The sequence below is a fragment of the Amycolatopsis sp. NPDC104587 genome (assembly GCF_055583645.1).
In genome coordinates, this window is sequence record NZ_JBVJNO010000002.1 from 637,571 (window position 1) to 662,215 (window position 24,645).

At 74.0% G+C, this 24,645-nt stretch carries 22 protein-coding genes; 9 read left to right on the forward strand and 13 right to left on the reverse strand.

Going from position 1 to position 24,645, the window contains the following annotated elements; genetic code table 11:
- Nucleotides 1–73 precede the first annotated feature (73 nt).
- Both ACZ61C_RS07380 and ACZ61C_RS07385 read left to right on the forward strand, forming a co-directional pair.
- Nucleotides 74–3,733 carry an nSTAND1 domain-containing NTPase gene (locus ACZ61C_RS07380; RefSeq protein WP_465303876.1) on the forward strand — a complete coding sequence of 1,220 codons (3,660 nt, stop codon included), beginning with the start codon at nt 74–76 and terminating at the stop codon, nt 3,731–3,733.
- Nucleotides 3,730–4,452: a GNAT family N-acetyltransferase gene (locus ACZ61C_RS07385; RefSeq protein WP_465303878.1), complete on the forward strand. Its 723-nt coding sequence runs from the start codon at nt 3,730–3,732 to the stop codon at nt 4,450–4,452. Before ACZ61C_RS07380 ends, ACZ61C_RS07385 begins: the two co-directional genes overlap by 4 nt.
- A 1-nt stretch (nt 4,453) precedes the next feature.
- On the opposite strand, the gene ACZ61C_RS07390 is transcribed toward ACZ61C_RS07385, so the two are convergent.
- Genes ACZ61C_RS07390 through cbiE form a run of 6 tightly spaced genes read right to left on the reverse strand, consistent with a single transcriptional unit; the run spans nt 4,454 to nt 11,919 of the window.
- Nucleotides 4,454–7,549: an arabinosyltransferase domain-containing protein gene (locus ACZ61C_RS07390; protein WP_465303880.1), complete on the reverse strand. Its 3,096-nt coding sequence runs from the start codon at nt 7,547–7,549 to the stop codon at nt 4,454–4,456.
- A gap of 18 nt (nt 7,550–7,567) precedes the next feature.
- On the reverse strand, nt 7,568–8,227 hold the full coding sequence (gene bluB / locus ACZ61C_RS07395; RefSeq protein ID WP_465303882.1) for a 5,6-dimethylbenzimidazole synthase: 660 nt from the start codon (nt 8,225–8,227) through the stop codon (nt 7,568–7,570).
- Nucleotides 8,224–8,943, reverse strand: a complete 720-nt coding sequence (locus ACZ61C_RS07400) for a cobalt-precorrin-6A reductase (protein WP_465303884.1) — start codon at nt 8,941–8,943, stop codon at nt 8,224–8,226. The genes bluB and ACZ61C_RS07400 overlap by 4 nt, the downstream gene beginning before the upstream one ends.
- Nucleotides 8,940–9,956 carry a Gfo/Idh/MocA family protein gene (locus ACZ61C_RS07405; protein ID WP_465303886.1) on the reverse strand — a complete coding sequence of 339 codons (1,017 nt, stop codon included), beginning with the start codon at nt 9,954–9,956 and terminating at the stop codon, nt 8,940–8,942. The genes ACZ61C_RS07400 and ACZ61C_RS07405 overlap by 4 nt, the downstream gene beginning before the upstream one ends.
- Nucleotides 9,953–10,714: a precorrin-4 C(11)-methyltransferase gene (gene cobM, locus ACZ61C_RS07410; protein ID WP_465303888.1), complete on the reverse strand. Its 762-nt coding sequence runs from the start codon at nt 10,712–10,714 to the stop codon at nt 9,953–9,955. The genes ACZ61C_RS07405 and cobM overlap by 4 nt, the downstream gene beginning before the upstream one ends.
- Nucleotides 10,711–11,919, reverse strand: a complete 1,209-nt coding sequence (cbiE, locus tag ACZ61C_RS07415; RefSeq protein ID WP_465303890.1) for a precorrin-6y C5,15-methyltransferase (decarboxylating) subunit CbiE — start codon at nt 11,917–11,919, stop codon at nt 10,711–10,713. The genes cobM and cbiE overlap by 4 nt, the downstream gene beginning before the upstream one ends.
- Before the next feature lie 68 nt (nt 11,920–11,987).
- Here cbiE and ACZ61C_RS07420 point away from each other — a divergent pair, with 68 nt between their 5' ends.
- From ACZ61C_RS07420 to ACZ61C_RS07440, 5 genes are all read left to right on the forward strand, one after another.
- The gene (locus ACZ61C_RS07420) at nt 11,988–13,946 is read left to right on the forward strand and encodes a putative cobaltochelatase (RefSeq protein WP_465303892.1); all 1,959 of its coding nucleotides are present in this window, start codon (nt 11,988–11,990) and stop codon (nt 13,944–13,946) included.
- Nucleotides 13,946–14,560, forward strand: a complete 615-nt coding sequence (gene cobO / locus ACZ61C_RS07425) for a cob(I)yrinic acid a,c-diamide adenosyltransferase (protein ID WP_465303894.1) — start codon at nt 13,946–13,948, stop codon at nt 14,558–14,560. The genes ACZ61C_RS07420 and cobO overlap by 1 nt, the downstream gene beginning before the upstream one ends.
- Nucleotides 14,554–15,891, forward strand: coding sequence for a cobyrinate a,c-diamide synthase (locus ACZ61C_RS07430; protein ID WP_465303896.1), 1,338 nt, complete (start codon nt 14,554–14,556; stop codon nt 15,889–15,891). The genes cobO and ACZ61C_RS07430 overlap by 7 nt, the downstream gene beginning before the upstream one ends.
- On the forward strand, nt 15,878–16,915 hold the full coding sequence (cobC, locus tag ACZ61C_RS07435; RefSeq protein WP_465303898.1) for an Rv2231c family pyridoxal phosphate-dependent protein CobC: 1,038 nt from the start codon (nt 15,878–15,880) through the stop codon (nt 16,913–16,915). Before ACZ61C_RS07430 ends, cobC begins: the two co-directional genes overlap by 14 nt.
- 84 nt (nt 16,916–16,999) lie before the next feature.
- Nucleotides 17,000–17,356 carry a VOC family protein gene (locus tag ACZ61C_RS07440; RefSeq protein ID WP_465303900.1) on the forward strand — a complete coding sequence of 119 codons (357 nt, stop codon included), beginning with the start codon at nt 17,000–17,002 and terminating at the stop codon, nt 17,354–17,356.
- Here ACZ61C_RS07440 and ACZ61C_RS07445 read toward each other — a convergent pair.
- The 6 genes from ACZ61C_RS07445 to ACZ61C_RS07470 form a co-directional block, all read right to left on the reverse strand.
- Nucleotides 17,340–18,041 (reverse strand): helix-turn-helix transcriptional regulator, encoded by a 702-nt coding sequence (locus tag ACZ61C_RS07445; RefSeq protein ID WP_465303902.1) that lies wholly within the window; start codon nt 18,039–18,041, stop codon nt 17,340–17,342. The two genes, ACZ61C_RS07440 and ACZ61C_RS07445, sit on opposite strands and share 17 nt — an antisense overlap.
- A 37-nt stretch (nt 18,042–18,078) precedes the next feature.
- Nucleotides 18,079–18,555 (reverse strand): hypothetical protein, encoded by a 477-nt coding sequence (locus tag ACZ61C_RS07450; RefSeq protein ID WP_465303904.1) that lies wholly within the window; start codon nt 18,553–18,555, stop codon nt 18,079–18,081.
- The gene (locus ACZ61C_RS07455) at nt 18,552–19,037 is read right to left on the reverse strand and encodes a SigE family RNA polymerase sigma factor (protein WP_465304222.1); all 486 of its coding nucleotides are present in this window, start codon (nt 19,035–19,037) and stop codon (nt 18,552–18,554) included. Before ACZ61C_RS07455 ends, ACZ61C_RS07450 begins: the two co-directional genes overlap by 4 nt.
- Nucleotides 19,038–19,080: 43 nt before the next feature.
- Nucleotides 19,081–19,803: an adenosylcobinamide-GDP ribazoletransferase gene (locus ACZ61C_RS07460; RefSeq protein WP_465304224.1), complete on the reverse strand. Its 723-nt coding sequence runs from the start codon at nt 19,801–19,803 to the stop codon at nt 19,081–19,083.
- Nucleotides 19,804–19,896: 93 nt separating this feature from the next.
- Nucleotides 19,897–20,910 (reverse strand): nicotinate-nucleotide--dimethylbenzimidazole phosphoribosyltransferase, encoded by a 1,014-nt coding sequence (cobT, locus tag ACZ61C_RS07465; protein ID WP_465303906.1) that lies wholly within the window; start codon nt 20,908–20,910, stop codon nt 19,897–19,899.
- Between the two features lie 13 nt (nt 20,911–20,923).
- A complete protein-coding gene (locus tag ACZ61C_RS07470; RefSeq protein ID WP_465303908.1) occupies nt 20,924–21,565 on the reverse strand; it encodes a bifunctional adenosylcobinamide kinase/adenosylcobinamide-phosphate guanylyltransferase in 642 nt (213 codons plus the stop codon).
- A 36-nt stretch (nt 21,566–21,601) separates the two neighbouring features.
- On the opposite strand from ACZ61C_RS07470, the gene ACZ61C_RS07475 reads away from it, so the two are divergent.
- Together ACZ61C_RS07475 and ACZ61C_RS07480 are read left to right on the forward strand one after the other, a co-directional pair.
- Nucleotides 21,602–22,534: a cobalamin biosynthesis protein gene (locus tag ACZ61C_RS07475; RefSeq protein WP_465303910.1), complete on the forward strand. Its 933-nt coding sequence runs from the start codon at nt 21,602–21,604 to the stop codon at nt 22,532–22,534.
- Nucleotides 22,531–24,012, forward strand: a complete 1,482-nt coding sequence (locus tag ACZ61C_RS07480; RefSeq protein WP_465303912.1) for a cobyric acid synthase — start codon at nt 22,531–22,533, stop codon at nt 24,010–24,012. The genes ACZ61C_RS07475 and ACZ61C_RS07480 overlap by 4 nt, the downstream gene beginning before the upstream one ends.
- Here the strand turns inward: ACZ61C_RS07480 and ACZ61C_RS07485 are convergent.
- On the reverse strand, nt 24,009–24,566 hold the full coding sequence (locus tag ACZ61C_RS07485; protein WP_465303914.1) for a TetR/AcrR family transcriptional regulator: 558 nt from the start codon (nt 24,564–24,566) through the stop codon (nt 24,009–24,011). The genes ACZ61C_RS07480 and ACZ61C_RS07485 overlap by 4 nt on opposite strands.
- Between the last annotated feature and the right edge of the window lie 79 nt (nt 24,567–24,645).

Consider the following 24,645-nt stretch of genomic DNA (forward strand, 5'->3'; position numbering starts at 1 on the left):
ACGCGGAAAACCTGTCCAGTGTCGGGCCGGTTCCGGTGAACAATGACCAGAACGCGAAAACGGGGGGACGCCGGTGGCGCGACGTGAGGGGCCGCTCGGGCCGGGCGAGGACGCCGTGGTCGGGTTCGCCGCCGGGCTGCGGCGGCTGCGGGAGGAGGCGGGCGGCCCGACCTACCGGACGCTCGCCGCGCGCGCCGGCTACTCGGCGGCCGCGCTGTCCGACGCCGCGGGCGGCCGCAAGCTGCCCGGGCTCGCGCTCACCACGGCGTACGTCACCGCGTGCGGCGGCGACACCGGGGAGTGGGAGACACGCTGGCGGGAGGTCTCCGCGAGCCTGACGGCCGGCAGCACACCCGGCCCCGAGACGGAGACCCCGTACCTCGGGCTGGCCGCGTTCCAGCGCACCGACGCCGGCCGGTTCTTCGGGCGCGAGAAGCTGGTCGGCGAGCTGACCGCGAAGCTGCGCGAACGGCGGTTCGTCGGGGTGTTCGGCGCGTCGGGCTCGGGAAAGTCGTCGCTGCTGCGGGCCGGGCTGGCCGGTGCCGGGCCGGCGCGGGTCCGCACACCCGGTGAGCACCCGCTGAGCCAGTGCGCGGACGCCCTCGCCGAGCCCGGCGGCCTGCTGGTCGTCGACCAGTTCGAGGAGGTCTTCACCCTCTGCCCCGACGACGTCGAGCGCGCCGCGTTTGTCGCCGCGCTGCTCGAGCGGGCCGGTGACGAGCACGGCAGCCAGGTCGTCATCGGGGTCCGTGCCGACTTCTACGGCCACTGCGGGCGGCACGCCGAGCTCGTCGACGCCTTGCGCGACGCCCAGGTCCTGGTCGGCCCGATGACGGCGGACGAGCTGCGGACCGCGATCGTCGAGCCGGCCGTCCGGCAGGGGTGCCAGGTGGAGTCCGCGCTGGTCACGACCCTGGTGGCGGACGCCGCCGGCCGTCCCGCGGTGCTGCCGCTGGTCTCGCACGCGCTGCTCGAGACCTGGCGGCGGCGGCAGGGCATCACCCTCACCCTCGCCGGGTACGAGGCCACGGGCGGCATCCGCAACGCCGTCGCGCACACCGCCGAAGCCGTCTACGGCGAGCTCGAACCGGGGCAGCAGGCGAAGGTCCGGCAGATCTTCCTGCGGCTGACCGCGCTCGGCGACGGCACCGAAGACACCAAGCGCCGGCTGCGGCGCCGCGAGCTCGACGACGACCCGGCGACGGCCGAGGTCCTCGAGCGGCTCGCGGCCGCCCGCCTGCTGGCGCTGGACCGCGACGGCGCCGAGATCGCCCACGAAGCCCTGATCCGCAGCTGGCCGCGGCTGCAGGACTGGCTCGCCGAAGACCGCGAAGGCCACCGCCTGCACAGGCAGCTCGCCGAAGCCACCGACCTCTGGGAGTCCCTGGACCGCGACGCGGGCAGCCTCTACCGCGGCACCCGGCTCGGCCTCGCGACCGAGTGGGCCGCCCGCTCGCCGGGCGCGCTCACCGCGCGTGAACAGGCTTTCCTCGACGCCGGCCGCGCGCAGGCCACGGCCGAGGCGGACGCGGTCCGGCGGCGTACCCGGCGGCTGCGTCAGCTCGCGGCGCTGCTGGGCGTGCTGCTGATCCTGGCGGGCGTCGCGACGGGCTTCGCGATCGACGCCTCCCGAACGGCGACCGACCAGCGCAACGTCGCGCTGGCGCGGAAAGCCGTCGGCGACGCGGCGGACCTGCGGCAGACCAACCCCGCGCTGTCGGTCCAGCTGAGCCTGGCCGCCTACCGGCTGGCGCCGTTGCCGGAGACGCGGGACAGCCTGCTGGGCGCGTTGAGCACGCCGTTCGCCACCCGGGTCGGTCTCCCCGAACCGCTGGGGCACGACAGCGCGGTCGCCCTCGCCGGGCACCTCATGGTCGTCGCGGGCGCGACCCGGACCGTGCAGGTCTGGGACATCGCCGACCCGCGGCACCCGGCGTTGCTGTCGACCCTGCCGGAGGTCGGCAAACCGCACTACCCGGTGGCGCTCGGCGAAGACGGCCGGATCCTCGTGACCGCGACCGACGACCACGCGTTCCGGCTGTGGGACCTGCGCGACCCGCGGCGGCCGGTGTCCCGCGGACTGGCGCGCGGGCACACCGACACCGTCTACAACGCGCAGATCAGCCGCGACGGCCGCACGCTCGTGACCGCGGGCCGGGACGACACGACCCGGATCACCGACATCTCCGACATGGACGCCCCGAAGCAGCTCGTCATGCTCCCCGGCTCCGGGCCCGAGCAGTACGAGAAGGCCGTGCTCAGCCCGGACGGCGCCACCCTCGCGGTGAGCAACGACCGGACCACGCAGCTGTGGGACCTCCGGGACCCGGCGCACCCGGCGTGGCTCTCGACGTTCACCAGCCACACGGACCTGGTGGACCTGGACGCGTTCAGCCCCGACGGGCGGACACTGGCCTCGACCGGCTGGGACAGCCGGACGCGGCTCTGGGACGTCACGGACCCGCGTGCGCCGCGGCCGCTGCGGGACCTCCCGCACAACGGCATCGTCTGGATGGCGGCGTTCAGCCCGGACGGCCGCACGCTCGCCACGGTCGACGACCAGCTGGTGCGCGTGTGGGACGTCGCGACCGGCCGCCAGCTGACGCAGCTGCCCGGGCACACGAACTCGGCGGTCTGGGTCGGCTACACCCCCGACGGGCGGTCCCTGGTGAGCGCCGCGGCCGACCAGACCGTCCGGCTCTACGACGTCCCGGCGGTGGAGCTGACCCGCGTCTCGGTCCCGGTCGGCTTCTCCCCGGACGGGCGGGTCCTGGTCGCCACGGGCGCCGACGACGTCCAGCTGTGGTCGTTCGCCGAGCCGGGCGCGCCGCGCCTGGCCGGCCGGCTCAGCGGCCTGCCCGGCGCGGTCACGGCGACGGCGCTGAGCCCGGACGGCCGCACGGTCGTCGTCGCGCTGCTCACCGGTCCGTCGACGGCGGTGGCACGGGGCCTGCTGACGCGGTGGGACGTCTCGGATCCCGCGCACCCGCGGCAGATCGCGTCGGCGGCCGCGCCGAGGACGTACTCGCTGGCGTTCAGCCCGGACGGCCGCCGCCTGGCGACCGGCTACGACAACGGGCCGCTGGCGTTGTGGGACGTGAGCGACCCGCGCCGGTTCGCGGCGCCGGTCACCCTGGCGAGCCCGTACGCCGGGACCGTGTTTTCGGCCGCGTTCGCCCCGGACGGCCGGACCCTGGCCTACAGCCAGAAGTCGCAGCCCTCGGCGGTGTTCCTCTGGGACGTGGGCCGCGACCCCGCGCGGATCGCCACGCTCGATGTCGGGTCCGGGGCGGCGGGCACGGTCGCGTTCCGGCCGGACGGGCGGGTGCTGGTGGCAGGCAGCTCCGACCGGACGGTGCACCGCTGGACGGTCGCCGACCGGGCGCCGCTGCCGCCGCTGGCCGGACACTCGGACGAGCTGGGCGCGGTCGTGTTCGACCCGGCGGGCACCCGGATGGTGACCACGGGCTCCGACCGCACGGCCCGGCTGTGGGACGTGAGCGACCCGGCCCACCCCGCCCAGCTCGCCGAACTGGAGCCGGGCATCGCGGGCGGCGCGGTGCTGAACCCGGACGGCCACACGGTGGTGCTGGCGGGCGGGCAGCGGTGGGAGACGAACCCCGACCTCGCCGCGGCGGCGATCTGCCGGATCGCGGTGCCGACGCTGACCGCCGCGGACTGGGGACAGTACTTCCCGGAGCTGCCCTACGAACCGCCGTGCGGTCAGCGGTGACGACGGACGTGCGCCGAGCCGAGCGGGCGGTGCACCGCCGGATGGCCTTGGCCTGCGAAGCGGCGGTGGCCGCGGGGGTGCCGGGGCGGTTCCGGGCGTGGGAGGAGGCGGGGTTGCTCGCCGTGCTGGCGACCGACCCCGAGCTGAGCTTCCTCGCGACGGTGACCGGCGTGACTCCCGAAACGCTGCCTGCGGTGCCCGGCTTCGTGGCCGGGCCCGGCTGGGCGGGTGTCCGGCCGACAGTGGTGTCCGAGGGGCCGCTCGAGGGGTTCGTGCGGACGCCGGACCGCCTGCTGGCCACCCGGCCGCTGGAGCCGCGTCCCGCGTCCGGCCCGCCTTCGGACGACGTTGATGGCGGCGTCTTCTCGCGGGTTCTGCTGGCCGGGTTCGAGACCGGCGGACGCGTCGCAGAGTTCATGGCCGCGGAACACCGGCACCCGGCGGTGCGGCGGTTCCTGGTGCTGGAGCGGGAAACGCCGATCGCGGCGGCGGCCCTGACGATCCACGACGACGTCGCGGTGCTCGGGGCCGCGTCGACCCTGCCCGGGCACCGCGGCCGCGGCGCGCAGGCCGAGCTGCTGCGGCGCCGCCTTCAGGTGGCGGCCGAAGCGGGGTGCACGCTGGCCGTGGCGACGGCCCGGCCCGGGTCGGTCAGCGCGGCCAACCTCGGGCGGGCCGGGTTCCGGCTCCACCGCCGTCCGGCGTGGACCCGGCCCTGACCTAGCGCGTCGGGTCCTTGCCGTTCGGCTGCCGCGGTCCCGGACCCGGTGACCACCAGCCCGGCACCGTCTTCTCCCCGTGGACCACCGTAGGCGCTATCCCCTCGGTGAACGGCTCGATCTGCAGCAGCTGGCCCCACGACTGGCTCGGCTGGCCGATCAGGTAGCTCGGCACCTCCGGCTCCTCGGCCAGCTCCTCGAGCCAGCCGATCGGCCCGCCGTTCGTCGACGACGCCCACTCCGCCTCGTCCGCCAGGCCGCCCGCCGTGATGCGGTACTCGGGGACCTGGGAAATCCCGTCGTGGGAGGTCACCGGCTGGGCGCACGGGTACACGAACGACGCCGGCCAGTCGATGTACACCGGCTTGGTGCCGATCTTGTCCGTCAGCGTCGTGAACGTCGGGACGCGCGGGGCCGACGCCGCGATCCAGCCGTCCTCCGTCAGGTCGTTGTCGACGATGTTGATGCGGACCGCGTTGGTCTCCGGGGGGAGGTCGCGCAGGTTGATGCGGGTGTCGTTCCAGCCGCCGGTGCCCGAGCCCGGCGGGAGCATGAACTGGCTGCGGAGGATCTTCACGCCCTCCGGGGTGCTGACGCCGTAGTCGAGGCTGACCGACGTCGGGCGGCGAGCGGCGCCGGCCGTCGCCACCACGACCTGGCCGTCCGCGGGCTTCTCCGTCAGCGCGTACCAGTCGCTGCGCAGGCGGCCCGCGCGCGTCTCCGGGTCGAGGAAGCTCGACCACATCGGCACGGTCTCCGGGGTGAACCCGTGCGGCGGCTCGGCCAGCGGGTCCTTGTCGTCGACCGGGCGGGTGTGGAAGCCGGTCTGGACGCGGCCGTTGTCGCGGTCCGGGTTCGGCAGTGGCGAGTTCTCCGGCGGCTTGGTCACCTCGGCGACCGTCCGCTGCTCGGCCTGCGGGTGCAGGATGGACGTCGCCGCGTCGCGCTCCACCATCACGTGGTCGGAGAGGTTGCAGCTCTTGCCGAAGACGTGCCCGACGTTCGCCGCGCCCAGGCTGTAGCTGCCGGCCTGGTTGTGGATCGCCCACGCCATCGTGACGAACTCGCCCGCCGCCACCAGGCCGCAGACCACCACCAGCGAAAGCGACCCGAGCCGCAGCGCGCGCAACCGGCCTTCTTGCGGCTGTGCGGTCAAGCCGGGCCGGTGCGCGCGGACGTTCTCCACGAACGCGTAGATCCCCGCGATCGCGGCCGCCACCAGCAGGATCGTGGACAGGCCGATGCCGCCGATCGACGGCGCCACGTTCGTCCACTGGACACCGAGGCGCGAGACGAACCAGTAGGTGTTGGGCCCGGTCGCGGCCAGCGCGGCGACCACCAGGAGCCCGGCGAGGAACGCGGCGCGGTTGCGTTTGGACCGCAGCACCGTCGAGCCGGTCGCGAGCGCGGTCAGCGCCGCCATCGACGCCCCGACCGCGGCGAACGCGCCGAAGTGGTGCGTCCACTTCGTCGGGGTCAGGGCCAGCAGCAGGAAGAACAACGCCGTGGTGCTGATCAGCCGGCGCGCGGGCCCGAGGGCCGCGCCCTGGATGCGCCCGCGGCGCAGCAGCATCACCAGGCAGGTCGCCGTGCAGAGCCCGACCAGCAGCACCGGGAACCGGCGGGGCGCCGAGCCGTCCGGCAGGTCGGCGAACAGCAGCTGGTACCGCGCCAGCTCCTGGAACCACGACAGGTTCGGGCCGACCTGGGTGCGGATCCGGGTGGCCTCCTGCACGGTCGCGAACGTCTGGTCGGCGAACACCACGACCAGCACGAGCAGCCCGGCCGCGGCGACCGGCGCCAGCACCGGCAGCCAGCCGCTGTCGTTCGCGCGCTGGCGGACCAGCTTGAACAGCGGCCGCGCGGCGACCAGGAACGGCGCCACGGCGATCAGCCCGGTCGGCGTCGCGGCGAGGGTGAACCCGGCCGCGGTCAGGCCGAGGCACAGCGGCAGCAGCCGCCGCGTGACCAGCGTGCGTTCCACCGCGCAGATCGCCAGCAGCGAGCCGAGCGCGGCGACCGGTTCCGGGCGGACGCCGTTGTTGTAGGGCATCCACCAGATCAGGAACACCGTCGCGGCGGCCCAGCTGGCCGGGCGGCTGGTGCGGATCTGGGTGCCCAGGCGCGGCATCACCTCGCGGCTGATCAGCAGCCAGCTCAGCACGCCGAGCAGGAACGACGGCAGCCGGATCCACGGTGGCACGACGCTGACGTGCGCCATCAGCTCGAACACGTGGTAGAACCAGCCGAACGGCGCTTCGGCGACGCCGAACCAGCGGTGGTAGTTCGTCAGGAACCCGGTCTGCTCGGTGACCCGGGCCATCGTGAGGATGTACCCGTCGTCCGAGGTCACCGGTCCGATGAAGACCCACGCGCCGAGCGCGACGATCACCGTGGTGTCCCGCAGCGTCAGCCGCCACCAGCCGACCGGCGCCCAGCGCGGGGCGCGGCGTGCGAAGCCGGAGTCGCGCCGCCAGACCGCGATCATGCAGCCGATCAGCGACAGGATCGCTAGCACGCCGACGGCGATCTTCAGCGCGGTCGGCGACGTCTGGTAGCGCGTGTCCGGCACGACCGAGACGTGCAGGCCGGCGATCGGGTCCTTGCTGGAGTTGATCGAGGAGTAGATGCCGACCACGCGGGGCCGGACGTCGCCGTCGGCGTGGAAGATCGGCGTCCCGGCCACGGCCAGGGTCATCTGCGACGCGTCGACGTCCAGCTCGACGTCGCACTTCTCGGCGGGCAGCGGCTGCTGGGCGATCTGCTGGCCCTGGCTGGAAGCGAACAGCACGCCGTTGTCGACCCGCAGCTGCAGGCCGACGCCCTTGCCGGCGTTCGGGTCGGTGCGGCCGTCCGGCACGGTGGCGAACAGCAGGCCCGGGCCGCCGGTGCGGGCGTCGACCGAGCGGATGGCGGCGCACGGCAGTTCGGCGCGCAGGTCCTGGGCCCAGTACCCGGTCAAGGGCGCGTTGACGGAGCGGGTGTCGCTGCCGGTCGGCCAGACGACCTCCGCCGTGTCCTGCACCACCGGCAGGAAGGGGAAAGCCAGCGCGCACAAGGCCGAGAGCAACCCCAGCGCTACGGCAATCAGACGCATCGGCGCAACGCTAACGGGTCAGAGGTCGGCCGCTGACGCAGCCCCCGGGTCACGCGGGGTGAACCGTCCGTGGTGTACCGCCGCGGCCAGGGGACGGCGGGTGCGCCATCCGTGGCGCTCGAGGTCGGGCACGGTCTCCAGGCGGCTGACCGGGCCCACGCACAGCCACGCGACCGGCCGGACGCCGTCGGGGATGCCGAGCAGTTCGCGCAGGAACGGCTCGCGGTAGAAGCTGACCCAGCCGACACCGAGGCCTTCCGCCGTGGCGGCGAGCCAGAGGTTCTGGATGGCCAGGCACACCGAATAGAGGCCGGCGTCGGCGATCGCGTGCCGGCCGAGCACCGCGGGCGCACCGCGCGCCGGGTCGTAGGTGACGACGATGCCGAGGCTCGCCTCGAGAATCCCCTCGATCTTGATGTTCGCGAAGGTGCCCGCGCGCTCTTCGTCGAGCTGCGACGCGAAGATCTCACGCTCTTCGTGGACGTGCTGCGCGAACTTCTCGCGCGTCGCCTGGTCGTCGACGAGCACGAAGTCCCACGGCTGCGTGAGCCCGACGCTCGGCGCGGCGTGCGCGGCTTCGAGGATCCGCGTCAGGGTGGCGTCCGGGATCGGCTCGCCGGTGAACTCGCCGCGGACGTCCCGGCGTTTGCGCAGGACCTCGTAGAACTCTTCGCTCATCGGTTCAGGACCCATTCGACGGCTTCGGGCACGGTCGTGACGCTCTCGGTGGCGGGCCGGGGCGGCCGCCGGACGAGCAGGACGGGTCGGCCCAGCTCTCGCGCGGCGGTCAGCTTGGCGCTGGTCAGCGTGCCGCCGGAGTCCTTGGTGACCAGGACGTCGACCTTCTCGAGCAGTTCGCGTTCCGCGGCCACCTCGTACGGCCCGCGGGCGAGGACCAGCTCGTGGTGGCGGGGCAGCGGCGGCTCCGGCGGATCGACGCAGCGGATGAGGAACCACAGGTCGTCGAGGTGCGCGAAGGCGGGCAGGCCCTGGCGGCCGCTGGTCAGGAAGACACGGTGGCCCAGGTCGGGGAGCCGGTTGGCGGCGTCGGCTAGATCGTCGGCCCAATGCCAGACGTCCCCGGGGCCGGGCGTCCAGCCGGGCCGGGCGAGCCGGAGGAGGGGGACGCCGGTGCGTTCGGCGGCCTGCGCCGCGTTCGCGCCGATGCGTTCCGCGAAGGGGTGCGTCGCGTCGACAACGGCGTCTATGTCGTTGTCGCGGATCCACCCCGCGAGGCCGTCGACACCGCCGAAGCTGCCTACGCGCACTTCGCCGACCGGCAGCCGTGGCCGAGCGACGCGTCCTGCGAGCGAAGAGACAACGCGGACTTCGTGCGTCACAAGCGCTTCGGCCAGTTTTCGTGCTTCGCCGGTTCCGCCGAGAACGAGGATCACGAAGAACGTCCGTAGCCGACCGCTTCGCGCCACCGGTCCAGCGTCCGCAGGTTGGCCAGCGTCTCCGCCCAGGGCAGGTCGGGGGACTGCCGGTCTTCGACGTGCGTAGCAACGTGGTCGGCTTCGCGCGCGAAGACGCCCTGTGTCGCTTCGACCTCGATGACGTCCTGCTCACCGACCGCCGACGTCAAGATGATCTGCGACGTCCCCGGGGTCCGCAGCGGGTGGATCCACGCCGGTTGCGGCACGTAGAGCTGACCTTGGGTGCCGAACACGCGGATGCTGTCCTCCCGCGCCAGCCGGATGCCGCACGAGATCGTCGCCAGGATGTCGCCGGGCAGCCGCAGCAGGCCGGTGGCGTACTCGTCGACGCCGTCCTTCGACAGCAGCGCCATCCCGCTGACCTCGCTGGGTTCGACGACGTCGAGCCCGGTTGCGGCCTGCGCGACCAGCCGGGCCAGCGACGTGCAGTAACACCCGACGTCGAGGATCCCGCCGCCGCCCAGCGCGGGGTCGGCGAGCCGCGCGGCGTCCCCCGGTTCGGCGGCGAAGGAGAACGTCGTGTCGACCGCCCGCACCTCGCCGATCGCGCCGGACGCGATCAGCTGCACCAGCCGCCGCGTCTGCGGGTGCAGCCGGTACATGAACGCCTCCATCAGGAAGACGTCGTGCTTGCGGGCCGCGTCCACCACTTCTTCGGCGTCGGCGGCGGTCACCGTCAGCGGCTTCTCGCACAGCACGTGCTTGCCCGCTTCGGCCGCCGCGATCGCCCACTCCTTGTGCATCGGGTGCGGTGTCGAGACGTACACGGCGTCGACCTCGGGGTCGGCGAGGAGGTCTTCGTAACTCCCGTAGGCCTTCGGGATCTCGAAGCGCGCCGCGAAGTCCCTTGCCCGGTCGGCGTTCCGCGCCGCGACGGCGGTCAGCCTGCCGTGCTTGCTCTCGTCGACGCCCGCGGCGAAGTGGGCGGCGATGGTCCCGGCGGCCAGCAGGCCCCAGCGCAGTTCCGTCACAACGACTCCGGTTGGTCCGCCCGGTCACGGGCACGGGAATAGAGGAAACTGTCGGGAAAGCCCGCCGCGGCGAGCACCCGGCCGACGAAGATGGTGGCCGCGCGGGTCATCCCGGCTTCGCGCACCAGCGCGGGGAGTTCGCCCAGCACCCCGCGCACGACGGTCTCACCGGGCTGGCTCGCGAGCGCGACGACGGCGACCGGGCAGTCGGCGCCGTAATGCGGAGAGAGTTCCTCGGTGACGCGCTCGACGTGGTTGATCGCGAGGTGCAGCGCCAGCGTCGCCCGGGTGGCGGCGAAGGCGGCGAGGGTTTCCGTCGGCGGCATTTTGGTGGACCGCGCCTGCACGCGGGTGATCACCAGGCTCTGGCCGATTTCCGGCACGGTGAGCTCCCGGCCGAGGACGGCGGCCGACGCGGCGAAGGCGGGCACACCGGGAACGACCTCGTACGGCACTTCGGCGGCGTCGAGACGTCGCATCTGCTCGGCGACGGCGCTGTAGAGAGACGGATCACCGGAGCACAGCCGGACGACGTCGTGACCGCCGCGGTGAGCGTCGACGAGGTGCTCGACGATCCGGTCGAGGCTGAGGTTCGCGGTGTCGACCAGTTGCGCGCCGGGCGGGCAGTGGGCGAGCAGCGCGGTCGGCGTCATGCTGCCGGGGTAGAGGCAGACCCCGCAGCGGCCGAGAAGATCCCGGCCCCGCACGGTGATCAGGTCCGCGGCCCCCGGCCCGGCCCCGACGAAGTGGACGGTCATCGGCTGCTCCACTGCGTCACGACGCGGGCCGGGGTCCACCCGGTGAACGCCCCCAGCGCCGCCGCCCGCTCGACGCCGATCCGCAGCAGCTCGCCACCCAGCCGCGCGTACGTCCGGGCCAGGATCGTCTCGGCCTCCAGCGTCACGCCGTGCGCGACGATCCGGGCGCCGGTCTCCAGGCACACCTCCAGCAGGCCCGGCGTGGTCAAACCGCCGCCGAGGAAGATCGCGTCCGGCGCGGGGAGCGCGCTCAGCGACTCCGGCGCCGGTCCGGTGACCACCTGGAGCTCGGGCACGCCCAGGTCGAGCGCGTTGCGGCCGATCCGCTCGGCGCGCTCGGGGTCCTGCTCGACCGCGATGGCGCGGTTGAGCTCGTGCAGCCGTGACCACTCGATCCCGACACTGCCGGCGCCCGCGCCGACGTCCCACAGCAGCTCGCCGGGGCTCGGCGCGAGCCGCGCCAGGGCGGAAACACGCAGGTCGCGCTTGGTGAGCTGGCCGTCGTGGGCGTAGACGTCGTCGGGCACGCCGATCAGCGGCAGCGCGGGCCCGGCGCACTCGAGCGCGTGCACGGTCAGCGGGCCGGAGTCGTGTTCCCAGCCGTCGGCGATCCGCTCGTCCGGGCCGCCCAGGCCCTCCAGTGCGATCAGCTCGCTCTCGCCGTAGCCGCGCACGGTGAGCAGCGAACGCAGCGAAGCCACTTCGGCGCCGAGGACGAGCACGCGACGCCCGGGCGCGAGCACCCGCGCCACCCGCGCGACGCCGCGGCCGACCACGCTGACCACGGCCGTCTCCTCCGCCGACCAGCCGAGCCGGGCCCGGGCGAGCGTCACGGACGACAACGCGGGCAGGACGTCCAGCTCGTAGCCGTGCGCGACCAGGGTGGTGCCGATGCCGGAGAGGAAGGGGTCACCGCTGGCCAGCACGCAGACGCGTTCGCCGTCGTGTTCGGCGAGCAGCGCGTCGAGGCCGGGTAGCAGCGGGCTGGGCCACGGGCGGGTTTCCACCTCGCCCGGCAGGTACTCCAGCTGGCGGGGCGCGCCGAGGACGACGTCGGCGCCGAGGACCAGGGCCTGGGCCTGTTCGGAGAGCCCGGCCCACCCGTCGGCCCCGATCCCCACCACCGTCAGGCGTGGCCGGCCGTCCCCCGGACCCCACTCCGGGACCGCGTGTCCCGGGGCCGGTCGACGTGATTCTTCGCGCACGATTTCCCACCCTAAGCGAGCCGGGCGCTGTGCGATGATCGGCCGGTCGCCGAGCTGGAGGAGTGCTGTTGAAGCCGTACCCGTTCACCGCCGTCGTCGGGCTGCCGGACCTGCGTCTCGCGCTGGTCCTCTCCTCGATCTCACCCGCCGTCGGCGGGGTGCTGGTGCGCGGCGAAAAGGGCACCGCGAAGTCGACGATGGTCCGGGCACTGGCCGGTCTGCTGCCGAGCGTCGACGTCGTGGACGGCTGCCGGTTCTCCTGTGACCCCACGGCCCCCGACCCGCTCTGCCCGGACGGCCCGCACGAAGGCGCGTCGAGCCAGTCGAGCCACCGCCGGCCGGCCAAGCTGGTCGAGCTGCCGGTCGGCGCGGCCGAGGACCGCGTCATCGGCTCGCTGCACCTGGAGCGCGCGCTCGCCGAAGGGGTCACGGACTTCCAGCCCGGCCTGCTGGCCGCCGCGCACCGCGGGCTGCTCTACGTCGACGAGGTCAACCTGCTCCACGACCACCTCGTCGACACCCTGCTCGACGCCGCCGCGATGGGCCGCGCGACCGTCGAGCGCGAGGGCGTCTCGGTGTCGCACGCCGCACGGTTCGTCCTGATCGGCACGATGAACCCCGAGGAAGGCGAGCTGCGGCCGCAGCTGCTGGACCGCTTCGGGCTGACCGTCGAGGTCGCCTCCAGCCGTGACCCGGAGCAGCGCGTCGAGGTCGTCCGGCGTCGTCTTGCCTACGAAGCCGACCCCGACGGTTTTGCCGCGCAGTACGCCGACGAGGACGCGCGGCTGGCCGAAGAGATCGAGTCGGCGCAGAAGCTGCTGCCCGCGGTCAAGCTGCCCGACGACGCGCTGCGCCAGATCGCCGAGATCTGCGCGTCGTTCGAGGTCGACGGCATGCGCGCAGACATCGTCACCGCTCGGGCCGCGGTCGCGCACGCGGCCTGGGCGGGGCGTGACGAGGTGACCACCGACGACGTCCGCGTCGCTGCGCGGCTCGCGTTGCCGCACCGGCGGCGCCGGAACCCGTTCGACGCGCCCGGGATCTCCGAAGAGCAGCTGGAGCAGGCACTTCAGGACGCGCAGCCCCCGGAGCCGGGCCCCGAAGACGACGGTCCCGGCTCGGGTTCGACACCGGACGAAACGCCTGAAGTTCCGCAGGGAGACGCACCGCAGGGGCAGCAGCCCCAGCAGAACCAAGGCGGGCAGCAGAAGACCGTCGGCGCCGGCGAGACGTTCAAGGCCCGCGTGTTCCGCGTCAAGGGCATGGGCGAGGGGGAGCGCGGACGCCGTTCGCGCGCGATCACCGACAGCGGGCGGACCATCGGCGTCCAGCCCCCGAGCGTCCGGGACGGGCGGCCACACCTGGTCGCGACCGTCAAAGCCGCGGCCCCGCACCAGAAAGCCCGCGGCCGCGACGGCGCCGGCCTGAAGCTGCGGCCGGAGGACCTGCGGTTCGCGCTGCGCGAAGGCCGTGAGGGCAACCTCGTCCTCTTCTGCGTGGACGCGTCCGGCTCGATGGGTGCGAAGGCCCGGATGCGTGAGGTCAAGTCCGCGGTCCTGTCGCTGCTGCTCGACGCCTACCAGCGCCGGGACAAGGTCGGGCTCGTCACCTTCCGCGGCACCACCGCCGAGCTCGCGCTGCCGCCGACGATCAGCGTCGACGCGGCCGCGTCCCGCCTCGAAGGCCTGCCCACCGGCGGCCGGACGCCGCTGGCCGAAGGTCTCCTGGAAGCCGCGCGCGTGCTGCGCGTCGAAGAGATCCGCGACCCGCGCCGCCGTCCGCTGCTGGTCGTCGTCACCGACGGGCGCGCCACCAGCGGCCCGGACGCCGTCGCGCGCGCCCAGGCCGCGGCCGGGCTGCTGAGCGGGGTGACTTCGGTCGTCATGGACTGCGAGAGCGGGAAGATGCGGCTCGGGCTGGCCGCCGACCTCGCCGCGCACCTGGGCGGCGAGCACGTGCCGTTGGCCGACGTCGCCGCGGAGTCGCTGGCCGACGCCGTCCGCGCGCGGACGGGACGGGCCGCCTGATGCCGCAGGGAAAGCCTTCGGCGGTGCCGGAAGACGGGCTGACCACGCGCCAGCGTCGCAACCGACCGCTGCTCGCCGTGCACACCGGCGAGATGAAGGGCAAGTCGACGGCCGCGTTCGGGATGGCGCTGCGGGCCTGGAACCAGGGCTGGTCGATCGGCGTGTTCCAGTTCGTCAAGTCGGCGAAGTGGCGCGTCGGCGAGGAAGCCGCGTTCCGTGCTTTGGGGAAGCTGCACGAAGACACCGGCGAGGGCGGGCCGGTCGAGTGGCACAAGATGGGCGAGGGCTGGAGCTGGGCGCGCAAGTCCGGCACCGAAGAGGACCACGCGACGAACGCGCGGGAGGGCTGGGCGGAGATCAAGCGCCGGCTCGCCGCCGAGACGCACGGCTTCTACGTCCTCGACGAGTTCTCCTACCTGCTCAAGTGGGGCTGGCTCGAGGTCGACGACGTGGTGTCCACCTTGGTCTCGCGTCCCGGGCACCAGCACGTGGTCATCACCGGCCGGTACGCGCCGCCGGAGCTGGTCGAGGCCGCCGACCTGGTCGCCGAGATGACCAAGGTCAAGCACCCGATGGACGCCGGCCAGAAGGGCCAGCGGGGGATCGAGTGGTAGCGCGCGTGGTCGTCGCCGCGCCCGGTTCGGGGCACGGCAAGACCACGATCGCCGCCGGGCTGATGGCGGCGCTGCGCGAGGCCGGGCACCGCGTGTCCGGGCACAAGGTCGGGCCGGACTTCATCGACCCGGGCTACCACGCCCTCGCGACCGGACGCCCGGCGCGCAACCTCGACCCGTTCCTGCAAAGCGAAGACCTTCTGATTCCCTTACTGCGGCACGGTTCTCATGGTGCCGACATCGCCGTCATCGAGGGCGTGATGGGCCTTTTCGACGGCGCGTTGGGCACCGAGGGGTACGCCTCGACCGCGCATGTGGCCCGGCTGCTGGACGCGCCCGTGGTGCTGGTCGTCGACGCGTCGGCGGCCTCGCGCAGTGTCGCGGCGACCGTGCTCGGGTTCGCGTCCTACGACACGCGAGTGCGGCTGGCCGGGGTCATCCTCAACAAGCTGGGTTCGCAGCGGCACCTCGACGAGATCGCGGCCGCGCTGGAAGCCACCGGTGTCCCGCTGCTGGGAGCGTTGTACCGCAACGAAGAGATCCACGCGCCGAGCCGTCACCTCGGGCTCGTCCCGGCGGCCGAGCGGGCCGCGGAGTCTTCCCGGGTGCTGCCCGCGCTGGCCGCGTGGGTGCGGGACGGCGTCGACCTCGAATCGATCGTCCGGATCGCTTCGGCGGCGTCTCCGCTCTCCACGCCGCCGTGGGAACCGTCCGGTGTGGACGGTCCGCGCGTGACGGTCGCGGCCGCGGGCGGGCCCGCGTTCACCTTCCGCTACACCGAGAACGTCGAGCTGCTCGCCGCCTGCGGGGTCGACGTCGTCGACGTCGATCCGTTGCGAGACAAAGCGTTGCCAGAGGGCTGCGCCGGGCTTTACTTCGGCGGTGGGTTCCCCGAGGTGCACGCGGCGGAGCTGTCGGCGAACACGGCGTTGCGCGCCGAGGTGGCTTCGGCGATCTCCCAGGGTATGCCGGTGAGCGCGGAATGCGCGGGGCTGCTGTACCTGTGCCAGTCGCTGGACGGCGTGCCGATGGTCGGCGCGCTGCCCGCGGACGCCAAGATGACCGCCCGCGGCAAGCTCGGTTACCGGCGTGCGGTCGCCGTCGAGGACAACGTCCTGGCCGCGGCCGGTCAGCGTGTCACCGGGCACGAGTTCCACCGCACGGAGGTGACACCGTCGCACGGCGCGTCGGCGGCCTGGGGCTGGGACCGGCAGCTGGACGGCTTCGCGTCGCCGACGCTGCACGCGTCCTACCTGCACGTCCACTGGGCCGGCTATCCCGAGCTGGCGCAGCGGTTCGCGGCGCGGGTCCGGGCCCATGCCGGCGTCTGATCCCGCCTCCGCGGGCTACGACCTGCACCACCACGGCGACCGCGAGGTCGGGCCGGGGCTGGTCGACCTCGCGGTGAACGTCCGGCTGCCGCGCCCGCCGTCGTGGCTGCGGGCCGAGCTGGCGTCCGCTTTGGACTCCCTCGCGGCCTATCCGTCCACTGTGGATTCGACGCGGGCGGTGGCTGCGCGCCACGGACGTCTTCCGGAGGAGGTCCTGGTCACCGCGGGGGCCGCGGAGGCGTTCACACTGCTGGCGTCGGCGTTCCGGCCGCGCCGCGCGGTGGTCGTGCACCCGCAGTTCACCGAACCGGAGGCCGCGCTGCGCGCCGCGGGACACGCGGTGTCGCGCGTGATCCTGTCCGAAGAGGACGGTTTTGTGCTCGACCCGGCGTCGGTGCCCGCCGACGCGGACCTGGTGTTCGTGGGCAACCCGACCAACCCGACGTCGGTGCTGCACCCGGCGGAGTCACTGCTCGCCCTGACCCGCCCCGGCCGGACGCTGGTGGTCGACGAGGCGTTCCTGGACGCCGTCCCCGGCGAGGCCGAAAGCCTGGCCCACGGTGTGCCGGGCGTCGTGGTGCTGCGGAGCCTGACGAAGACGTGGGGCCTGGCCGGGCTGCGCGCGGGCTACGTGCTCGCCCAGCCGGCGGTGATCACAGGGCTGCGCGCGGTCCAGGTGCCGTGGTCGGTGTCCACTTTGGCCGGCGTCGCGACGGTGGCGTGCTGCCGTCCGTCCGCGTTGGAGGAGGCCGAAAAGCTGGCCGTCGCCGCGGAAGCCGACCGCGACTACCTGGTGTCGCGCTTGACGGCAGCCGGTGTCGCGGTGCTGGGTGACCCGCGAGGCCCGTTTGTGCTGGTGAGGGTTCCGGACGGCGCTTCGCTGCGCACGCGGCTGCGGGAGGCGGGGTACGCGGTCCGCCGCGGCGACACGTTCCCGGGCCTCGGCCCGGACCACCTGCGGCTGGCCGTCCGGGACCGGGTGACCACCGATGGGTTCCTGACCGCGTTGCGGGAAGTCCGGTAAACACCGACAGGGGGCTGTCGCCGCCGCCGTCGAGAGTGGTCTTCGCCGCCGGGAAATGCCCGGTGGGGCAGCGAAAGGACCACCATGCCCGGATTCAACGACGTCGCCTGGTTCGAGATCGGCTCCGACGACCCGGCGGCCGCCGAACGGTTCTACGGGGACGTCTTCGGCTGGACCGTTGCGCAGGACGACACCGCCAGCACCGACGCTGCCTACCGGGTCGTCGACACCGGTGGTTCGCGCGGTGGCCTGTTCACCGGCGCGGAGAACTACGCGATCTTCAGCGTGCTGGTCGAGGACGTCGAAGCCGCGTGCCGGCGGGTCGAGGCCGCCGGGGGGAAGATCCAGCGGCCGCCCGCGGTGAACCCCGTCGGGGTGACCTTCGCGCACGTGCTCGACCCGGCCGGCAACCACTTCTCGGTGTTCAGCCGGCCAAGCTGAGCTGTTCGACCACGCCGTACGGGATGTCGAGGTCCTCGCGCCGCAGCGGGCGGTGCGGGGGCACCTCGGCGGTCACCGCCACCGCCGTGATCCGGTCGGTGCGGAAGGCCCGGACGCCGGCGCGCAGCCGGCACCACGCCACCAGGTACCAGTGCCCGGGCTTGCCGACGTACCCCAGCGGCTCGATCTCCCGCCGTGTCACGGCGCCTTCACGATCGCCGTAGCCGATGCGCAGGACGCGGCGGGTGCGCAGCGCGCCGGCGACCTCGCGCGGCATCGGCGGGACGCCGCCCGCGTCGTCGAGGAGGTGGACGCGGCCGGCCAGGTCGTGGGCCGCCGCGGCGTCGTCCGCCTGCATCACCGAGACGAGCTTGCGCAGCGCCGAGCCCGCTTCCGCGCGAAAGGGCGTGCCTTCCAGCCGCTTCAGCGCGAGCGCCAGCGCGACGGCCTCACCCGGCGTCAGGTTGACCGGCGGCAGCGTGCGCGCCTTGTCGAGGCAGTAGCCGCCGGTGCGCCCGGCCTCGGCGTAGATCGGCACGCCCGACTGCTGCAACGCGCTGATGTCCCGCTCGACGGTGCGCGCGCTCACCTCGAACCGCCCGGCCAGCCACCGGGCGCTCCGCGGCCGCGGCGAGACGGCCCGGAGCTCTTCGACGAGCGCGTAAAGACGATCGGTCCGGTTCACGAGCCGCACTCTAGGCGGGGGGTACGACAGTTTTCGGCTAGTCGCAGAGCTGCTTGAACTCGGTCGCGCCGGGCCGGAACCGGAACCGGACCTCGTGTCCGTGGTAGTCCCGGAAGACGGCGGAGTTCGGCGCGTCGAGCGTCATCGTGCCCTCCTGGTACGGCGTGTCCCAGCCGGCGGGCGCGGTGTGCGCGGGGCCGGCCAGCGGCGTCACGGCCTCGTAGTAGCGGAGGCCGATCCGCATCTCGTCGACACCACAATGCGTCAACAGGGCGAAGTTCGGCAGGGAAACGACGGTGGGCGCGGGCAGCGGCCGGACGGCGGGCGGCACGGGCGCCGGCTCGGGATGCGCCGACAGGACGACGATCACCCCGGCGGCGACCACGGTCGCGGCCGCGGCCACCAGCGGCGCGACCAGCCGCCGCCGGGGCGCCGGGAGCGGCGCGGGCTCGACGTCCACGGTGTCGGCGAGGGCGTGGAAGGCCCGTTCCAGGCGGTCTTCGACATCGGTCATCGGAGTTCTCCTTCCAGCTTCGCGAGCGCGCGGGACGCGCAGGTCTTGACGGTGCCGCGCGAGACCCCGAGCGTCTCGGCGATCTCGGCTTCGGACAGGCCGGACCAGTACCGGAGCACGAGGACCTCCCGCTGCCGCCGCGGCAGCCGTCGCACGGCGGCCAGCACCTCACGGTGCTCCTCGCCGAGCAGGGTTTCGGTGTCGGCGGGCGGGCCGTCGTCCCGTTCGGTCTTGTGGTGCCTTCGCCGCAGGGCCGCGCGCCGCTGCGCGGACCGGGCGCCGTTGACCACCGAGACGCGCAGGTAGCCACCCGCGCCGTCGGGATCGTCGAGCGGCCAGCGCCGGAAGAGCGCGACGAAGGCGTCCTGCACGACGTCCTCGGCGAGCGCGCGGTCGCCTAGCAGCAGCACGGCCAGCCGCACGAGGCCCGGGCGGTGGGCGTGGAAGAGTGCCGTCAGGTCGACGGCGGGATCGGCGCTCAGGGTCCCTCCTCGGCGTTTACCTGGTACACGCCGGGCCGGGGGCCTAGGTTGACAAGACCACCAGCGCGGCCGCGACCCCGGCTTCGACGCCCGCGCCGAGGACGTCGCCGGTGACTCCGCCGAGACGTTTTGTGCAGCGCCAGAGGAGGGCTGCGGCGACGGCGTAGGCGAGGAGCACGGCCAGGGGGCCGCGCCACCACGGCAGCCCGGGGGCAAGCGTGCTCAGCCCGGCGGCCGCGACGGCGACGGCAGCGGCGGCGGTCCGGGGGACCGAGCCCGCGACGGTGGCGCCGAGTCCCTCCGGTCGCGCCGAGGGAACGCCGCGTGCGCAGGCCATCGAGAGGGTGCAGCGTCCGGCGAAGATCGCCGTGACGACCACCGCGACGGGATGAGCGGCGCCGGCGAGGGCGCCGACCTGGACGAGCAGGACGAAGACGAGCGTCGCGACCCCGGTCGGCCCGGAGTCGCCGCGGCGCATGACGTCGAGGGCTTTGGCCCGGTCGTAGGAGGCGCCGAGGCCGTCGGCCGTGTCGGCGAGCCCGTCGAGGTGCAGGCCGCGGCTGCCGAGGGCGACCGCGCCGAGAGCCAGGGCGGCGGTGGCGAGGCCGGGCAGGTGAACGGCCTGCCCGGCGGCCACGACCAGCCCGGCCACGGCGGCGAGGGGGAGGGCGGCGAGCGGAGCGAGCAGCATGGCGCGACCGGCGACGGGTCGGTCGATGACGCGCGGAGGCGGGACGGGCACGGTGGTCAGCGTGCCGACGGCCATCCGCGCCGCATCCGTCCAGCGGCTCACTCGCGGCTCGATGCGGGGATCATGGGCGACATCCGCCGAGGGGCCGCTCGAGACCCGCCTCGCCACTCACGCGAGATCCGCCAGCAGGCCCATCTCCGCCAGGATCGCCCGCGCCGCGCGCAACGTCGGGACCGCCTGAACCGCGCCGCTTCCCTCGCCCAGCCGCAAACCGAAGTCCAGGATCGGCTCCAGGCCGAGGGCCTTCAACGCGTACGCCTGCGACGGCTCCGTCGAGCGGTGCCCGGCCAGCCACCACCGCTCGGCCCCGGGCGCGATGTCGCGCGCCACCAGGGCGGCCGCGCCGGAGAACACGCCGTCCAGCAGGACCGGGGTGCTGCTGAGCGCCGCCTGGACCAGGAAGCCCGCCGTGGCCGCGACGCAGGCGCTGCCCACCGCCGTCAGGCGCTCGAACGGGTCCGACACCCGGCCCGAAGCCCGCGCCAGCGCCGCCGAGACCGCGGACGTCTTGCGAGCCAGGCCGGCCGCGTCCACGCCCGTGCCCGTGCCGACCACCTCCGCCGCCGGCAGGCCCAGCGAGGCCGCGACCAGCGCCGCGCACATCGCCGTGTTGCCGATCCCCATGTCGCCCGGGATCAGCACGTCCGCGCCGGCTTCCTCCCGCGCGATCGCTCGGCCTGCTTCGAACGCCGCCTCGGCCTCGCCCGGCTCCAACGCGTCCTCGACGTCGATCGAGCCCGAACCGCGGCGGATCTTGTGCGCCGTCACCGCGGCGGGCACGTCGGCGCCGTCCCAGTCGACGCCGAGGTCGGCGACCCGGACCTTCGCGCCGACCTGCGCGACCAGCACGTTCACGCCGCTCTTCCCGGCCAGGAACACCCGGACCATCGCCGCGGTCACCTCGCGCGGGTACGCCGACAGCGCCGAGACGCCGTGGTCGCCCGCGAAGACGACCACCCGGACGTCGTCGAGCGGACGCGGCGGCACGCTCCCGTGCGCCGCGGCCAGCCAGGCGGCGATCTCCTCCAGCCTGCCGAGCGAGCCGAGGGGCTTGACCAGCCCGTCGAGCCGCTCCAGCGCGGCGGCGCGAGCGGCGGGGTCGGGCACGGGAACGTCGAACACGAGCGCCTCCTGGCTACAGGTCGAGCGCCCGGCCCGCGACGACCAGCACGACCCGGTCGGCGTCGGCGGACACCCGGTTGTTCAGTGCGCCCAGCACATCACGGAACAGCCGTCCGGACGACGTCGCGGGCACCACACCGCTGCCGACCTCGTTGCTGACCGCGACCACCGGCACCCGTGCCGCGGCCCACGCGGCGAGGAAGTCCTCGAGCCGGTCGTCCAGGCGGTGCTCCCAGCCGCGCTTCTGCTGCCACGCGCCGACGTCGTCGAGCACCCGCGAGAGCCACGTGCCGAGGCAGTCGATCAGCAGGGGTTCGGTCGCGGCGCGCAGGGTCCCGGCCAGGTCGGTGGTCTCGACGGTCTTCCAGTGCGCCGGCCGCCGCGCCTGGTGCGCGGCCACCCGGGCGGCCCATTCGGGATCGTCGTCGCTCGCCGGGAGGCCGGGCGCGACGTAGACGAGGTGCGGGTGGCGGGCGACGAGCCGCTCGGCGTGCCGCGACTTCCCCGAGCGGACGCCACCGAGGACGAGCACCTTTCCTTCGTCGCGTCCGTACCGGCGGAGGGCGCGAGCCAGGGTTTCGAGGTACCCGGCGAGCCGGTGCGTCAGCCCCGCCGACGTTTTCTTCCCCGCGGAGGCGGCGTTGGGCACAGTCATACCGGGCATTGTGGTGCACGCGCTAACGTGCGCGACGTGCCACTCCGTCTAGGGACAACCGCGGCCGGACTCGTGACCGGATATGTCGCCGACACCCTGTTCGGCGACCCCCGTCGGGGGCATCCGGTCGCCGTCTTCGGGACCGCCGCGGGCCGCCTCGAACGCCGCATGTGGGCGGATTCGAAGCCGCGCGGAGCGGCGTACGCGGGGTTGTGCGCCTTCAGCGCTGTCGGCCTCGGCGTCGCGCTTCAGGCCGCTACCCGGCGAAGTCCCTTCGCGCGCTTCGCGGCAACGGCGGTCTGTACGTGGGTAGTACTCGGCGGACGCGGTCTCGCGGCCGAAGGAAGCGAAATGGCCCGGTTGCTCGAAGCTGGCGAAGTCCCCGAAGCGCGTCAGAGGCTTTCGCACCTCTGCGCACGCGACGCGACAACGCTCGACTCCGCCGAGCTCACCCGCGCGGCCACCGAGTCGATCGCGGAGAACACCTCGGACGCCGTGGTCGCGCCGCTGTTCTGGGGCGCGGTCGCCGGGCTGCCGGGCCTGCTCGGCTACCGCACGCTGAACACGCTCGACGCGATGGTCGGCTACCGCTCCCCGCGCTACCGCCGCTTCGGCTGGGCCGCGGCACGCGCCGACGACGTGGTGAACCTGGCGCCGTCCCGGATCGGGGGAGTGCTCACGGCGGTGTGCGCGCCCCTGGCGGGAGGCCGGACGCGTGGCGCCTGGCGGGTCTGGCGCCGCGACGGCGGCCGGCACCCGAGCCCGAACGCGGGCCAGGTCGAGGCGGCGTTCGCGGGCGCGCTGGACATCCGGCTCGGCGGGACGAACAGCTACGCCGGCGAGGTCGAGACCCGCGCCCGGCTGGGGGAGGGCCGCGACCCGGAGCCGGTGGACCTCCGCCGGGCGGTGCGCCTGTCCCGGCTGGTCGGCGCGGCGGCGGTCGTGGTGGCCGCGGGGGCGGCCCGATGACCGGCCTGCTCGTCGCCGGGACGACGTCGGACGCCGGGAAAAGCCTGGTCACCGCCGGGATCTGCCGGTGGCTGGCCCGGCAGGGCGTCCGGGTCGCCCCGTTCAAGGCGCAGAACATGTCCAACAACTCCATGGTCTGCGGCGACGGCGCCGAGATCGGCCGGGCGCAGTGGCTGCAGTCCCGCGCCGCGCGGGTCGAGCCCGAAGCCGCCATGAACCCCGTGCTGCTCAAGCCCGGCAGCGACCGGCGCAGCCACGTCGTCGCGCTCGGGAAGCCCTTCGGCACCCTCGAAGCCGGCGAGTACGCCACCGGGCGGGCCGGCCTGGCCGAGATCGCCTTCGCCGCCTTCGAGGACCTCAGCTCCCGCTACGACGTCGTCGTCTGTGAAGGCGCCGGCAGCCCCGCCGAGATCAACCTCCGCGGTGGTGACTACGTCAACCTGGGCCTCGCGCGGCGTTTCGGCCTGCCGGTGCTGGTCGTCGGCGACATCGACCGCGGTGGGGTGCTGGCCGCGATGTTCGGCACGCTCGCCCTGCTCTCGGCCGAAGACCAGGCGCTCGTCGCGGGCTGGGTGGTCAACAAGTTCCGCGGGGACGTCGGGCTGCTGCGCCCCGGCCTGGACAGCCTCGAGAAGGTCACCGGCCGGCCGGTGCTGGGGGTGCTGCCGTGGCTCGACCGCGTGTGGATCGACTCCGAGGACGCGCTCGCCGCGGCGGGCTGGCGGCGGGAGGTCCACAGCGGTGGCCTGCACGTCGCCGTGGTGCGTTTTCCGCGGGCCTCCAACGCCACCGACGTCGACGCCCTCGCCGCCGAACCCGGCGTCAGCGTGACGCTCACCGCGGACCCGGACACCGTCGCCGCGGCGGATGTCGTGGTGCTGCCCGGGTCCAGGGCCACCGTGGACGACCTCGCCTGGCTGCGCGAACGCGGCCTCGACACGGCGCTGGCGGCCCGGACCGCGGCCGGGAAGCCGGTGCTCGGCATCTGCGGCGGGTACCAGATGCTGGCCGAGTCCATTGTGGACGACGTCGAGTCCGGCGCGGGGGAGGTGCCGGGCCTGGGCCTGCTGCCCGCGCGGGTGACGTTCGCGGCGGAGAAGGTGCTGGCCCGGCCGAACGGCAGCTGGCGCGGCCACCCGGTGGAAGCCTACGAAATCCACCACGGCTCGGTGACGTCCGACGAGACCTGTGAGTCCTTTTTGGACGGCCTGACCGCCGGCCCGGTCTGGGGCACGATGTGGCACGGCGCGTTCGAGAACGACGCCTTCCGCCGCGCGTGGCTCACCGAAGCGGCGGCCCAGGCGGGTGTGGGCTGGACGCCGTCGCCGGGTGCCCCGGGCTTCGCCGACCTGCGTGAGGAGATGCTGGACAAGCTCGCCGACGCCGTCGGCGAGCACCTGGACACGGCGGCGCTGCTGACCCTGCTGGAGCAGGGCGCGCCGCGTGACCTGCCGTTCGTCCCGCCGGGCGCGCCCTAGCGGCGGATCCCGTCGACGATGACCGTCACGACCGTGGGCGCGCGGGTCTCCCACTCCGCTTCCGGGATCCGCGACAGCGCGCCCAGGAGCAGGATGACATCGGCCGCATCGACGCCGTCCCGCACTTCGCCGGTGGCCTTTCCCCGGTCCAGCAGCATTTCGAGCGCTTCGTCGAGCCGGTGGTGGTGGTCGGTGTAGAGGTCGTGCCACGCCGACGCCTCGATCGCCGCCATGACCCCGCGCTTGACCCGCGCGTACTCGACGAGCCGCTGCATCCAGCGGGTCAGCGCCGCCAGCGGCGGGTGTTCGGCCAGCAGCGGCGCCACGGCGTCGACGAGCTGGGTGAGCTCGTGCCGGTAGACCTCGGCCAGCAGGTGCTCGCGGGTGGGGAAGTGCCGGTAGAGGGTGCCCTGGCCGACGCCCGCGGCCTTGGCGACCCGGTGCAGCTTGAGGTCGGCGGCCGCGCCGTTGGACTCGCTCAGTTCGGCGCGCGCGGCCTCGACGACCCGGTCGCGGTTGGCGACCGCGTCGGAGCGGCGCTCACGACCCGTCACGGAACCCTCCTCGCTAAATGGACAAGTGTCCGGTACGGTGGACGCCGTAAGCGGACAAGTGTCAGTTTAGCGGAAGGAA